The following is a 13,590-nucleotide window of genomic DNA, read 5'->3' as shown; positions in this document are numbered from 1 at the left end:
CTATTCCTTCCTATCATTTTCGGACAATATAGAGCATATCTGTTTCAGACAATCCAAATTTCCTAGCACTTTTCATTCCTTGTCTTTCAGCTATGTTATATAATTCCACCTTAAATCCTGCATTCATTAATCGTTGAATGAATCCCGATTGATTATATATTCTCACATGATCCTCTTGACCAAAAGCTAATTTCCTCAATTGTGGTGTTACAATTAATTCATTCTCTATAATAGAATCTACATTCATTACGATTGGTACTTGAATAATTCCCCATCCATTTGGCTTTAAAACTCTATATAACTCTCGCATTGCTTTGTCATCATCAAGAACGTGTTCTAATACATGGCTACATAAAATTACATCAAAAGTATTACTATCATATGTAATGCTTGTAACATCAATTTCCTTCATTAATGGGTCCTTTGGTTCTAAATCCCCACATACATAAGTAATATTTCTATACTCGTTAAACCAATCTCTTACCTTTTCTTCAGGTGCAATATGAAGCATTGTATATTTTTTACTTAACAAGTCCGTTTCCGCTTCAATGTATGCACGATACAACCTTTCACGATCCATTGAACTACAAACTGGACATATCCCCGTATCTTTATTCCACATCTCAAATTTATATTTCGGAAAATCATAATGTGCTGGCCAAGGGGAAAATTTTTCAAATTGTTGATTGCAATATTGACAGTAACAAGACTCTTTTTCAAACATATGAGCAATCAGCTTGTTTAACCCTTTTTTAATCTTTTCATTATAAATTTGATCTAGTTCTCCATTTCTTGCCGCATCCTTAACTATAAATCCCGCATTTTCTAAACAATAAGATAAGCTCTCTTTATAATCTCTTTCAGAACTTAAAAATCCACTATTATATGCATCTATAATTAATTCACTCCACTCTTCAATTGTCATTAAAATAAAATGCATTTGTTTTTGATTTTGTCCACTATGTTGTCTAAAATAACTGAGAGGTTCTTGTATATAAACTACTTTTCCTTTCCTCATCATATCTAGCCATGTTGCAATATCGTTAATAGCAGAATACGCCTTTCCTTTAAAATACCCAAACTTCCCTTCAAACAATTCCCGATTAAACAAAACAGTTGTCGGCTCACCAACTACATTTTTCAAATTTTTTAACATATAATTCCCTAATTCTTTTCCTTCAAAAAGCGTAGTTTTTTTCGCGATTTTCATATTTAATGTTGAAGGTGGTAATATCTCTCCATTCTCATCAATCAGTTCACGATATGACGTCACAAATGAAATATTCTCTAACGTCAAAAAGTATTTCATCATTTTCTCGATCTTTTCATGATGAAATAAATCATCATCTAATAAAAAGTTTATATACTTACCGTTCGCAAGTTGTATACACTTATTAAAGTTTTCAGCAACTAACGGCGTTTCATTTTTAACATATGTTATACACTTATATTCACGTAAATACGGTTGAATCATAGCATTGACTTCATTATTTGTACTGTCGTCAGAAATAACAATTTCAATATTTTCATATGTTTGATTTAGGGCGCTGTTGAGTGCCAATTCCAAGTAATAAGGTCTATTGTACGCAGGAATAAGTATACTTACTTTCGGTAAAGGAGAATTATTATTTATATGTTGTTTCTTCTTCTCTATGTTTATTTTCTTTTCTTTAATTTTTTGATAATAGTCTAATGTATATAATATCGATGATGGAACTATCCTTCTTGCGTAATCTAGAAAATTAGTTATCGCTTTGTCTAACTCTTTTTCGGTGGATAAAAAACCATATTTTTCTCCTGCTAGAATACTATGTGAAAAATCTTCTAATCCATCCATCATTTTATTAGATTCATTTAACTGTTGATCTGGATGTAATCGAAAGTAACTAAGTGTCTCTGCTATATATACTGCTTTTCCTTTACTTAATAAAGATAACCATGCAGCTATATCTACGTTACATAGATACCTCCTCTTATCAAAGATTCCATACGGTTCTTGTAAATCACTTTTACGAAACAAAACTGTGGTCGGTTCTCCAATATAATTCTTTTGATCGACAATTACCCTATTCCCTAATTCTGTTCCCTCTATAATCATATCCTCTTCAAATAAACGAACAGTTGAATAAATATGACGTAGTTCTTCTCCTTTATCATCAATTACTTGACGATGAGATGTTACAAGCTTAATTTCATTATCTAGATCATTGAAAAAACACTTCATCATTCTTTCAATTTTATTCACATGAAATAAATCATCATCCATTAAAAAGTTTATATATTCACCGTTCGCTTCATTAAATAACATGAGCGCATTTTCAAACTGTCCGAGAGTTGACCTGTTTTTTATATAAATAATATTTGAATGATCACATAAGTATTTTTGTAACACCTTGTCTGTTTCGTCATTCGTGCTATCATCTCCAACTATAATTTCTATATTAGGGTACGTTTGTTCTAACACACTACATAATGCCTCTTCAAAGTAGTGAGGACGATTATACGTAGGAATTAAAACACTTACCAAAGGAAGTTGATCTACGACCTCTTCAGTTCTTTCCATTCGAGTTCTCATTTTACTCTCTCACCTCTTCGCATATTATTTATATACGCGACACAAAAATCACATTACTTTAACTGTATGGAACCTATATACTTTTATGCAAACATGAAACAAAATATCATACTTTTCGTTCCTAAATAAACATATTTAATAACGCAGACATTTTATTAGCACCTTTTTTATTCATATGATCACTATCATAAAAATCATCATCGTAAAATAATGGTGAATCAAATAGGTCAATAATCCGAAAAGAATATTGAGTTTGAAAATCATTTATAACTTTATAAAAATCCTCTTTTAATTTCTTACTACTACAATTGAAATAATGTGAAGTAACAGGGAATACAACAATTAGTGGTTTTATATCATGTTTTAACAGTAGTTCTAAATATTTTTTGAAAATCGTTTTATATTCAACTAAAGTATGAGGATATGATAATTTAGCATGTGAAGCTGCTCTTATTTTTCCGTGTTCTTCAAAGGGAATGTGGAGGGGAGTGATATTCCATTCAGCATTTATCCAGGGCAATATCAATGATTCATCTTTTAGTTCGTCTAATAAAATATATTCAAAATGCAAATTAAAAATAGAAGAAAGTGGTTTCGGGGTATCTAGATGTGAGAATCCATCAGTGGGTAGAGGAGAATGCACTACAGTATGATGACCGTCTTGAAACAATGGATAATATACTTTGTGAATTCTATATGCTTCAGATGATAACGACATGTCAAAGTAAAAAGAGAAATAGGCTATTCCTATCAAACAATATTGAAAGGAATGATCGTTTGATAGCAGTTGTGACGCTATTAAATAATCATAGTACAGGTCTTGCGATGGAAGTGTAAATTTTATTGACTTTTTTGAGAGGATCTCCGTACTTATACCACAATGTGGGTAAGATAAACCTGTCGCAAACAATTCATACGTTGGATCACTCTTTGCTTTTTTCATAGCAATATATAAAGACATAAGATCCGGATTTATTTGATAGATAGAAATTAATTTATTCCTCCATTCATACATGTATTTTATTAAATTAATAATTTTTGAACTTTGCACGCCCCTGTTTATTAATTCATTTACAAGTTTTTCTGCGTCCACTCTCCAAATAACTATATATTGAAAAGAATTCTCTATACGAACAATAGCTGAAACGTCTACAACATGAACTATTGTTTTACATTTATTTTTGTCTAATGCATTTTGAATCCTTCCCCCTGATAATTCATCACTGAAAACAATAATTTTATACTGCTCCTTCATGTATATCCCCTCCATTATATGTATAATATGAAATTCATTTTTCATTCGTAACAATCATATACATCTGCAATCCAACATGAAAGAAGAATAGAATATTCATTTCAAAACAAAAATAGCTGCACCATTAGGCGTAGCTATTTTCACAATTATTACTTATTCAAACTATATTCCTTTATCTAACTCATAAAGCTTTCGATACTTCTCATTTTCTTTCAGAAGTTGTTCATGACTTCCTTGCATCACAATTTTACCACGATCAAGGAAGATAACTTCATCTACATGTTCAATTCCTACAAGATGGTGCGTAATCCAAATTACTGTCTTTTCTTCCGTTGCAGAAAACATTGTTTCTATTAAAGACAATTCTGTCTTTGGATCTAAGCCTATCGTCGGCTCATCAAGTACAATGATTGGTGCTTCTTGCATTAGCGTTCTAGCAAAAGCAACTCGTTGTCTCTCCCCGCCAGAAAACCTTTTTCCCATTTCATGCATTTTTGTTTGTAATCCATCTGGAAGAGTAGCAATATGCGAAGCTAATTGTGCTTTCTCTAAAGCTTTCCATATCTCTTCATCCGTAGCCTCTGGTTTGCCGATTCGCACATTATTTCCAATTGTCGTATCAAATAAATGCGGCTTTTGATTCAATACAGAAATATATTTTGATAAAAGATTCGTATGAGCATGTTCACTATTCAATAAAACTTCACCATGTAACGGGCTTAGCGCACCTGTTAACAATTTTAACAAAGTAGATTTTCCTGTTCCGCTTCTTCCTAAAATGGCAATTTTCTTTCCTGCCTTTATTTGTAGTGATACTTCTTTCAATACGAATTCATTACTATCCGGATAACTATACGATACATGATTTAATTCAATGTCTATATGTTTTGATGCAACATAATCTTTATGTTTAGGTAATTCCTTTTCATCCTGTAAAATATCATTACCTTCTACCTGATTTAAACGATGAGCAGATTCTACATATGATGGAATACGATCGATGGCATCTGAAAGAGGAATAAGCGCGTTTGTGACAGATAACGTCATTAAGACGAAAGCCGCAATAACGGTAGGTGCAATTTGTTCACTTGCCGCCTCATTTCCAGTCCATATGATCATTGAAATAACTACAATCCCCACTACCAATTGAATGATACTGTCTCGAATATGATTCCAGCGCTTCATTCTTTTTTCCGTTTTCAACAACTGCGCATTTTGTTCTACATACTTATGAATGAATTCATCTTTTCTACCACTTGCTTGCCAATCAAATAATCCAAAAACAGCGTCTGTTAGTTGTTGATACAAACGGCTTCTTCCTTGCTTTAAAGTAACATGATGTTGCTTCATTAAAAGTAATGATACAAATGGAAGAAGAAAAACGATAATCGCTAGCATACACCCTGCAATAAGTGCAAACACTACGTCAAATGCACCAATAACAACTACGAATATGCTATATACAACTAATGCTAATATGCTAGGAAATATTGTACGTAAATATAGGTTTTGCAAATGCTCTATATCTTCGGATAATACGCCTAACATATCACCCGTTTGAAATCGTGAACGAAAAAATAACGCCTGTGGTTCTACTATCCCATATAGTTTCGTTCTCATCTTTTCTAATATGCGCAATACAACATCGTGTCCAACTAAACGCTCTAAATAATGAAATACCGCTTGTCCTATACTAAACGCACGTGTTGCAACGATAGGTACATAAACTGCCATTACATTCTCTGGTCTAAGAGCAGATTTAGAGATTAAATAACCTGAAATGAAAAGTAACATCGCACCTGAACTAACTCCAAGAAGACCAAGGAAAATAGTTACAGTCATTCTACCTTTATTTTGCTGTATATACGGTTTAATCCAGTTACTCATCTCTATCCCCTCTCTTTCCGATGAAAATGTAATGCTTCATTCTTTAAAAGTTCTTCATACGTTCCGCTTTCTATCATTTCCCCTTTATTTAAAATAAGAATATGATCCATCTGCTTCATCCAGTGAAGACGATGTGTTGCAAGAAATACTAACTTACCTTCAAACAGACGTAACATCGCTTGCTTTATTTCAAATTCAGTTTCAATATCAAGATGTGCCGTAGGCTCGTCTAATAAAATAATTGGCTTTTTACTTAAAAGGGCTCGCGCCATTGCGACACGTTGTTCTTGTCCGCCACTAAGCATACGCCCACCTTCTCCAATTCTTTCATACATTCCATTTGGAAGCGATGTAACAAGTGAACGAAGACCGACTTCATTAATAACTCTTTCCACTTCTTCATCAGTTATATTTGTTTCATAGAAACAAATGTTATCTTTTAATGAAAGCGGGAAAATATAAGGTTGCTGCGGAATATAAGCAATATTCTTTTGCCACTCTTCACGAGTAGCCCCGTCAATTTCCACACCATTTACAATCATCTTTCCAGCTGAAGGAGTTAAAAATCCTGCTAATACGTCGATTAACGTTGATTTCCCTGCTCCACTTTCACCAATTACACCTATAGCGCCAGTGCCTTTCCAAGTAAAATCAATTCCCTCTAATATAGCTTTTTCAGATTCATCATTCTTTACTTTTACATCTTGTAATTTCAAGTTACTAGTTGAATTCCATATTAAGTCTACATTAGATTCTTTCTTCCCTATTTCTTTTTGTCGCTGTAAAATCTTTTCTATTTGCTCCATTGCAAGTTGACCATCTAACGTAGCATGATAATTTGCTCCAACTTGTTTAATCGGCAAGAAGTATTCCGGAGCTAAAATTAAAATCGTAAGGGCTGGTAATAGTACAATTGTCCCATCTATTAAACGTATCCCTAATCCGACCGCTACAAATGCAATTGATAAACTCGTAAAGAAATCTAATGCAAATGAAGAAAGAAAAGCAACTCGCAAAGTACGCATCGTTGCTTTTCTATATCTTTTACTTACTTTTTCAATCTTTCCTTCGTGTTGTTTACTTTGACCTAAATACTTTAATGTTTCTAATCCTTTTAACGTATCTACAAAATGATTAGAAAGAACACGATATGTTTCATATTGGCTATCCGCCATTTTCTGCGCTGCTAATCCTAGTAGGATCATAAATATAATTACGATAGGAATCGTTACAACTAAAATGATTCCAGACTCAATATCTAGTGTAAAAACATATAGTACAATTAGTCCCGGTACGATACTACTTCTAATCATTTTAGGAATTGTTAATTCAATATATGTTTTAAATTTCTCAATACCTTCTATCGATAAGGTAACCAGATGACCTGTTCCAGCAGTTTGAACATATCGTGGACCTAATGTGAAATACGCCTCTATTAATTGTTTTCTCAGTAGCGATCCTGTTTTTTCAGCGAAACGTTCCACTAATATTTGCGATACTCGAACTAGCATGTGACGTACTGCAAACGTGATTCCAAAATAAATCGTTTCATTTAATACAGATTGCACTGTTTCTCCCTGAAATAAAAACGTAATAGCCCTCGCTAAAAACACTGTTTGTGCAATAATACTAAAAGCTTCTAACATGCTAATGAGTGTTAACATTACATATAAAACTCGGCTACCAGGATACGACGGAAGTCCTCTTTTTCTTTTCATTAGTACTCCAAATCTTTATCTGACTTAACAGGTTGTCTAAACACATAGAAACTCCATATTTGACTTCCCAATACAAATGGCAAAATAGCAATTGAAAAATACGTCATCAGTTTTAGTGCATAATCTCCTGATGCTGCATTATAAATTGTCAAATCGTATATTGACCCTAACGAGCTAATTAAAACACGTGGGAACATGCCAGCAAACACGCTCGCACTTAGTAAAATGATTGTTAAACTTGTCATAAAGAAAGCCCAACCATCTCTTCTTCTTTTATTTAATAATGTTGACGCACATAACGCTACAAAAGCTCCAATCGGAACCATAATCCACTCTGTACCATGACCAGTGAAAATATCTGTTTTCCATAACCCTACACCGGCAAAAATAAGAAGTGCTATAATTGCAAGTGGTGCAATTTTCAACGCAGCAATACGTGCACGTTCTCTTAACTTACCTGTTGTACGTATAGTAAGGAATTGCAATCCGTGAACAATACATAACAGAAGGAACATAACTCCTCCAAGTAACGCAAATGGATGAAGTAATTGTAAGAATCCACCTACAGCATTTTTCGTCTCATCAATTGGAATACCTACCATAAAGTTAGCAATGGCAACTCCCCAAAGGATAGGAGGTAGTAAACTCCCTAAAAACATACCCCAATCCCAAAAACCTTTCCATTTATGATTATCTATTTTCGCACGGAATTTAAAAGAAACACCTCTTATAATTAAAGCGAGAAGCATAAATACAAACGGAATGTAAAACCCGCTAAATAAAGTTGCATACCAGTGCGGGAATGCCGCGAACATAGCGCCACCTGCACAAACAAGCCATACTTCATTCGCATGCCAAAATGGGCCAATTGTATTTAAGTAAATCCTTTTCTCTAAATCGTTTTCTCCTAAAAACCTTGAAACTATACCTACACCGAAATCGAAACCTTCAAGTACAAAGAAGCCTACGAATAAAATTGCAATAATGATAAACCACAACTCATTAAGAGATAACATACTCATCCTCCTTATCAAATGGATCATGGCTTTGAGAATCCTGTTTCGCTTTCTTATTCTCATGTCCTTTGATAATACGAACGAATAAGTAAACAGTAATTCCTCCTATAATTAAATATAGTGATGTGAACGAAACTAAAGAGAATAATACTTCTCCGAACGTAACATTTGGAGATACAGCATCTTCCGTTTTCATAACACCGAAGACTACCCAAGGCTGACGTCCCATTTCAGTCATAATCCATCCTACTGTATTACCGATAAACGGTAGTGAAATTGCATACACCATTAATTTTAAATACCAAGTTTTTTCAGCTAAACGGTCTTTTCTTGATAAGAACCAACCGTACGCTCCCAGAAGAAGCATAAATGTTCCACTCATTACCATCGCTCTAAAACTCCAAAACATCGTGTGTACTGGCGGAATATAATCTCCAGGCCCATATTTTTCTTCATATTGCTTTTGAATTTGATTCATCCCTTCTACTTGACCGCTAAATTTATCAAATGATAATAGACTTAGCATATAAGGGATTTGAATTTCAAACGAATTTTCTTTCTTCTCTGCATCAATTTTCGCAAATACTGTAAATGGCGCTGGATCTTCACTCGTATTCCATAACGCTTCAGCTGCCGCCATTTTCATTGGGTGTGTCTTAATTAATTGTTGCGCTTGCGCATGACCGAAGAATAATACTAGCGCCGTTGTAAGTGTTCCAACAATGATAGAAATACGGAATGATTTTTTAAACACTTCCGTTTCTTGGGCTTTCGTTATTTTCCATGCACTCACACCTGCAATAAAGAATGCACCCGTTGCAATTGCCGCTGTAATTGTATGAGGGAATTGTACCCATAATTGTGGATTTTGAATGATCGCTAAGAAATCATTCATTTGTGCACGTCCATCTGCTGCCATTTCATATCCTACTGGCGATTGCATAAATGCACTTGCAGTTAAAATCCAAAATGCTGATAACATTGTTCCAATTGAAAGGAGCCAAATACATAAAAGGTGAATTCGCTTCGGTAATTTATCCTCACCGAATACCCATAAACCTAAAAATGTAGATTCAATGAAAAATGCTAATAAACCTTCAATTGCAAGTGATGGACCAAACACATCACCTACGAAACGTGAATAGGTTGACCAGTTCATACCAAACTGGAATTCTTGTAGAATACCAGTTACTACACCTACCGCAAAGTTAACAAGGAATATTTGTGTCCAAAACTTCGTCATCTTCTTATAAATTTCTTGTCCCTTTACCACATAAAACGTTTGCATTAACGCAATGATAAAAGCTAACCCAATAGACAGCGGAACAAAAAAGTAATGGAAAATCGTTGTTGATGCGAACTGTATTCGTGCCAATTCGAGCGTTTCCATACTACAATCACTTCCTTCATAGTTTTTATAATAAAAGTTAATTGAGCAATCTTATCAAACTCAATTATTAAGAAATACGAAAAGACAAAAACATTTTGTATGTATTGTCGAAAAATATGAAGTTTCAGTTTTTCAAACTATTGTAATGCTATTTTTTACCTTTTCACTATTTCTGTAGTGTTTTATTCGTTAATCGAATTGTATAATATACCTGCATAGTAAATTCAGGTTATTTTTGACGTATTATTGACATCATTTTGTCTGAAATATGTCTTTTGTCATTTTTTTGAATCAGATTTTTCTCATTAACAAAATGTATTTTTTCAATATACGGGTTACTTTTATATCTATAAAATAATTGTTTTTTCTTCATACACTTGACTTTCACCCGAAAAAATGTCCTCGAAACCACCCTCGATAAACGCTTATTTTTTGTCAAGAGAAAAATGTATTTTCAAAATTCAAACTCAAAATAATGTTATTCAAAAATAGAAAATAACTTCCGTCTTCCTCGACTAAAAGTTCATTTTTTTGTCATTTTTCCAGAACAAATAAAAAACTGAGAGTCGATTAGACTCTCAGTTTTTTTATTTATTTTGCTGTATGTTTTCTAACAGCCGGTAAAATTTCAGTAGCAATTAATTCAATATTTTTCTCGATTTTATTAAATGGTACGCCGCCAAAATCAATTTGTGCCATAAAACGTTGTTGTCCAAACAATTCATATTGGTAAAGCATTTTTTCAATAATTTGTTGCGGGCTACCAACCATTAATGCATCACGATAATCTACTGCATTTGTAAATTGTTGTTTCGGATATCCACCACCGCGCAGTGTAAGCATACCAGCATTAATATGAGGATAGTATTCATTAAATGCATCTTGTGAATTTTTTGCTGTATAAAATAAACTCGTTGTTGCAACTGGTAAACTTGCTGGATTGAACCCACTTTGCACAGCAGCCTCACGGTAAGCATCTACTGACCCTTTAAAGTTAATAGCTGGACCACCTAGTGTTGTTATCATCATTGGCACACCCGCCCGTCCTGCTTTAATCGCACTAGCTGGTGGGCCACCAACTGCGCGCCAAATTGGTAAGTTATTATTTTTAGCTCTTGGAATAACCGATGCATGTGCGAGCGGTGCTCTGAACTGCCCATTCCATGTTACATGTTCCTCGTTATTAATTTTTAATAAAAGATCCATCTTCTCTTCAAATAACTCTTCATAATCATTCACGTCATAACCAAGTAAACTATATCCCCCAATACGAGATCCACGACCAGCCACAATTTCTGCACGTCCATTAGAAATTAAGTCAATTGTAGCAAAGTCCTCATATACTCGTACCGGATCAGATGTACTTATTATCGTAGCTGAACTCGCAATTTTTATATTTTGCGTAGCTTGTGCAATAGCTCCTAAAATAACTGTATGAGCTTGCGTTGTAAAATGTGTTTGATGACTTTCACCGACAGCAAATACATCAAGTCCAGCTTTATCCGCTAACTTTGCTGTTTCAATTAATTCATGAATTCTTTGTTCTGCGCTAATTTTATCTCCGTTATGTGGATTTAAAACATGATCCCCAATTGAATATAATCCAAACTCCATTCCTTTACTTGTATCCATACGGTATTTTTCCATAGTTGATCTCTCCTTTAATGAAATGTTATTCGTTTCTCTTTTTAAAACGTTGGTAAGTCAAATGTATCTCCCTATTACCTACATCTTCACTTGATTAGTCAATTGATACTGTAAAAAAAATTACTCTTGCGGTAATTCTTTTTTTTCACTGTGTTTATGCACTTTCGTCATTAGCTCGTATAATATTTTCTGCTCTTCTTCATTTAATACATCATCAAAAAACGAAGATTGAAATGCAAGCTGCTCTGGCAGTGCTTTTTCTAAAGCGGCTTCCCCTTGCTCTGTAAGACTAATTGTTTTCGTTTTCCAATCTTGTTTTCGTACTATATACCCTTCTTTTTCAAGACGAGTTAACATTCGAGAAATGCCACCTTGAGTAACAGTTACTTTTTCAGCTAACTCCATTTGCGTTAGTGGTTGATACGTACGTATCTGCAAAAGCACATCAAATTGAGCAGTCGTTAAATCAAAACGTTTTAAAAACTCATTTGACATCTGATTACTTTGGTTCGTAAATCGTATTAAACGTAACCATATTAATGATCCTATCGTATTATCACGCATGTTTAATCACTTCCTATCGTGAATCTCACTATCACTTTACTACGCAAGTGATAAAAAAGCAAGAGAAAACGTGAAAAATATCTCATTAGAGTATTGCATAAATAACGATAAGAAAGAATTCATGTTTAAATGAATTCTTTCTTATCGTTATTCTTAACTTTCCATTTCATTCATTGCTATATGTAAAGCGCCTACTGCTTTGGGCCAACCAACATAAAAAGCCATATGTGTTATTAATGCAATCATTTCATTTTCTTTAATTCCATTTTGTTTGGCCAGTCGCAAATGAAATGGTAATTGTTCTGTATTACCAAGACTGATTAATACCGACACTGTACATAAACTCCTTTCTCTTAATGTTAAAGTGTCATCCCGCCACACTTCCTCGAACAATATTTTTTCACTGTAATGAGCAAATGCAGGTGCCTTTTCTCTCATTTTCTCTTGAATACAATATTCAATGGATTCATTCATCATTTCACTCCCCCTTCACTTTTACCAATTGTGCCATTCCTTGACCAAATGACCAATTTTCTGCAGATGTCTCATTTACCGTAATAAAAATATTTACACTTTTTATACTAGAACATTCAGAAACCTTCGAGGATATCGATTGATACAGATCACTTTTCTGTTTTATCGTTCTTCCCGGTCCACATGTAATAGAAACATACATCATATTCTCTGTTCTCTTTTCTCCTCTTTCTAATAAATAATATGGATTATATAAAAAGTGATTTTGCGAGTAAGATAAAAACAGTTGAAAATAATCATTTTCAGGGATGTTAAAATGTTCAATTAATGAAAGATGAATACATTCACCTATCTTTTTGATTTCTTCTTTATTTAATTTATTTTCATGATAATAAACGTTCACAAAAGGCATACATTTTCAGTCCTTTTCTTAAACTTCAACAAATTTTCATCGTGAAATGTGCAAAATCTCATATACTGTAGCATCTTTATTCGTTACCATGTCAGGCTTTTCTTCATAAAAATTAAACTGACTATACCTCCATTTATCCGGATTATAAACTATTACCTGGCCTAAACACTTTTCTATATTTTGTATATATTCATTCATAGTTTTTAATTGAGTCTCCCTCAGTGAATTACTTTGAGAAATACTCCCCACGTATTCAATAACATACTTACATTTCTTAAAATCATCACTTAGATTAACAACTAATGGAACACCTATATTTATTTGTTGCCACCCAAAAGATTGTAAAATATTATCGTAATACCCTTCAAAGATAAATTTGTTCATTCCTTCATGGCCATTCCAAACATATAAAGGGGCATAACAGTTATAGAAATTCCCGTCCTTACCTGCCTCATTAATTAAATATGCTTTAAAATTTAGTTCTTGAAAACCATTCGTTTTATGCCCATTATCCTTTACTCTTTTTTTAATAATCTCCATGTCATAATCCTTTGGCAAAATGACCTTATATTGCATTCCAATCATGTTTATCACTCACTTTCTAACTTATATACACAATGATAAACCGATGATTGACTACCGTAAAATAGGT

Annotated in this window: 11 protein-coding genes; all 11 read right to left on the bottom strand. The window is 33.5% G+C overall.

Annotated elements, in window-relative coordinates; genetic code table 11:
- Positions 1–13: 13 nt before the first annotated feature.
- Positions 14–2,575 (bottom strand): glycosyltransferase, encoded by a 2,562-nt coding sequence (locus ACZ76X_RS15155; protein WP_479850868.1) that lies wholly within the window; start codon positions 2,573–2,575, stop codon positions 14–16.
- A 121-nt stretch (positions 2,576–2,696) separates the two neighbouring features.
- On the bottom strand, positions 2,697–3,830 hold the full coding sequence (locus ACZ76X_RS15150; RefSeq protein ID WP_479850867.1) for a hypothetical protein: 1,134 nt from the start codon (positions 3,828–3,830) through the stop codon (positions 2,697–2,699).
- Between the two features lie 162 nt (positions 3,831–3,992).
- The gene (cydC, locus tag ACZ76X_RS15145; protein ID WP_479850866.1) at positions 3,993–5,717 is read right to left on the bottom strand and encodes a thiol reductant ABC exporter subunit CydC; all 1,725 of its coding nucleotides are present in this window, start codon (positions 5,715–5,717) and stop codon (positions 3,993–3,995) included.
- 2 nt (positions 5,718–5,719) lie between these two features.
- A complete protein-coding gene (gene cydD, locus ACZ76X_RS15140; protein ID WP_479850865.1) occupies positions 5,720–7,435 on the bottom strand; it encodes a thiol reductant ABC exporter subunit CydD in 1,716 nt (571 codons plus the stop codon).
- On the bottom strand, positions 7,435–8,451 hold the full coding sequence (gene cydB, locus ACZ76X_RS15135; RefSeq protein ID WP_000950061.1) for a cytochrome d ubiquinol oxidase subunit II: 1,017 nt from the start codon (positions 8,449–8,451) through the stop codon (positions 7,435–7,437). The genes cydD and cydB overlap by 1 nt, the downstream gene beginning before the upstream one ends.
- Complete coding sequence (gene cydA / locus ACZ76X_RS15130) at positions 8,438–9,841, bottom strand: cytochrome ubiquinol oxidase subunit I (protein ID WP_479850864.1); 1,404 nt, start codon at positions 9,839–9,841, stop codon at positions 8,438–8,440. The genes cydB and cydA overlap by 14 nt, the downstream gene beginning before the upstream one ends.
- 591 nt (positions 9,842–10,432) lie before the next feature.
- A complete protein-coding gene (locus tag ACZ76X_RS15125) occupies positions 10,433–11,488 on the bottom strand; it encodes an LLM class flavin-dependent oxidoreductase (protein WP_479850863.1) in 1,056 nt (351 codons plus the stop codon).
- 120 nt (positions 11,489–11,608) lie between these two features.
- Positions 11,609–12,052 (bottom strand): MarR family winged helix-turn-helix transcriptional regulator, encoded by a 444-nt coding sequence (locus tag ACZ76X_RS15120; RefSeq protein WP_001205517.1) that lies wholly within the window; start codon positions 12,050–12,052, stop codon positions 11,609–11,611.
- A 153-nt stretch (positions 12,053–12,205) separates the two neighbouring features.
- Complete coding sequence (locus ACZ76X_RS15115) at positions 12,206–12,529, bottom strand: carboxymuconolactone decarboxylase family protein (protein ID WP_046197654.1); 324 nt, start codon at positions 12,527–12,529, stop codon at positions 12,206–12,208.
- A 1-nt stretch (position 12,530) separates the two neighbouring features.
- Positions 12,531–12,938 (bottom strand): tautomerase family protein, encoded by a 408-nt coding sequence (locus ACZ76X_RS15110; RefSeq protein WP_479850862.1) that lies wholly within the window; start codon positions 12,936–12,938, stop codon positions 12,531–12,533.
- Positions 12,939–12,974: 36 nt separating this feature from the next.
- The gene (locus ACZ76X_RS15105) at positions 12,975–13,523 is read right to left on the bottom strand and encodes a DUF4865 family protein (protein WP_479850861.1); all 549 of its coding nucleotides are present in this window, start codon (positions 13,521–13,523) and stop codon (positions 12,975–12,977) included.
- Positions 13,524–13,590: the final 67 nt, after the last annotated feature.

The organism is Bacillus sp. BC05(2025), from assembly GCF_056725905.1.
Note: the sequence above shows the minus strand (reverse complement) of the source record. Positions and strands in the feature narration are given on the sequence as shown.

Coding starts and splice junctions, on each gene's coding strand:
- ACZ76X_RS15155 (WP_479850868.1), bottom strand. CDS start 2,575: ATGAGAACTCGAATGGAAAGAACTGAAGAGGTCGTAGATCAACTTCCT.
- ACZ76X_RS15150 (WP_479850867.1), bottom strand. CDS start 3,830: ATGAAGGAGCAGTATAAAATTATTGTTTTCAGTGATGAATTATCAGGG.
- cydC (WP_479850866.1), bottom strand. CDS start 5,717: ATGAGTAACTGGATTAAACCGTATATACAGCAAAATAAAGGTAGAATG.
- cydD (WP_479850865.1), bottom strand. CDS start 7,435: ATGAAAAGAAAAAGAGGACTTCCGTCGTATCCTGGTAGCCGAGTTTTA.
- cydB (WP_000950061.1), bottom strand. CDS start 8,451: ATGTTATCTCTTAATGAGTTGTGGTTTATCATTATTGCAATTTTATTC.
- cydA (WP_479850864.1), bottom strand. CDS start 9,841: ATGGAAACGCTCGAATTGGCACGAATACAGTTCGCATCAACAACGATT.
- ACZ76X_RS15125 (WP_479850863.1), bottom strand. CDS start 11,488: ATGGAAAAATACCGTATGGATACAAGTAAAGGAATGGAGTTTGGATTA.
- ACZ76X_RS15120 (WP_001205517.1), bottom strand. CDS start 12,052: ATGCGTGATAATACGATAGGATCATTAATATGGTTACGTTTAATACGA.
- ACZ76X_RS15115 (WP_046197654.1), bottom strand. CDS start 12,529: ATGATGAATGAATCCATTGAATATTGTATTCAAGAGAAAATGAGAGAA.
- ACZ76X_RS15110 (WP_479850862.1), bottom strand. CDS start 12,938: ATGCCTTTTGTGAACGTTTATTATCATGAAAATAAATTAAATAAAGAA.
- ACZ76X_RS15105 (WP_479850861.1), bottom strand. CDS start 13,523: ATGATTGGAATGCAATATAAGGTCATTTTGCCAAAGGATTATGACATG.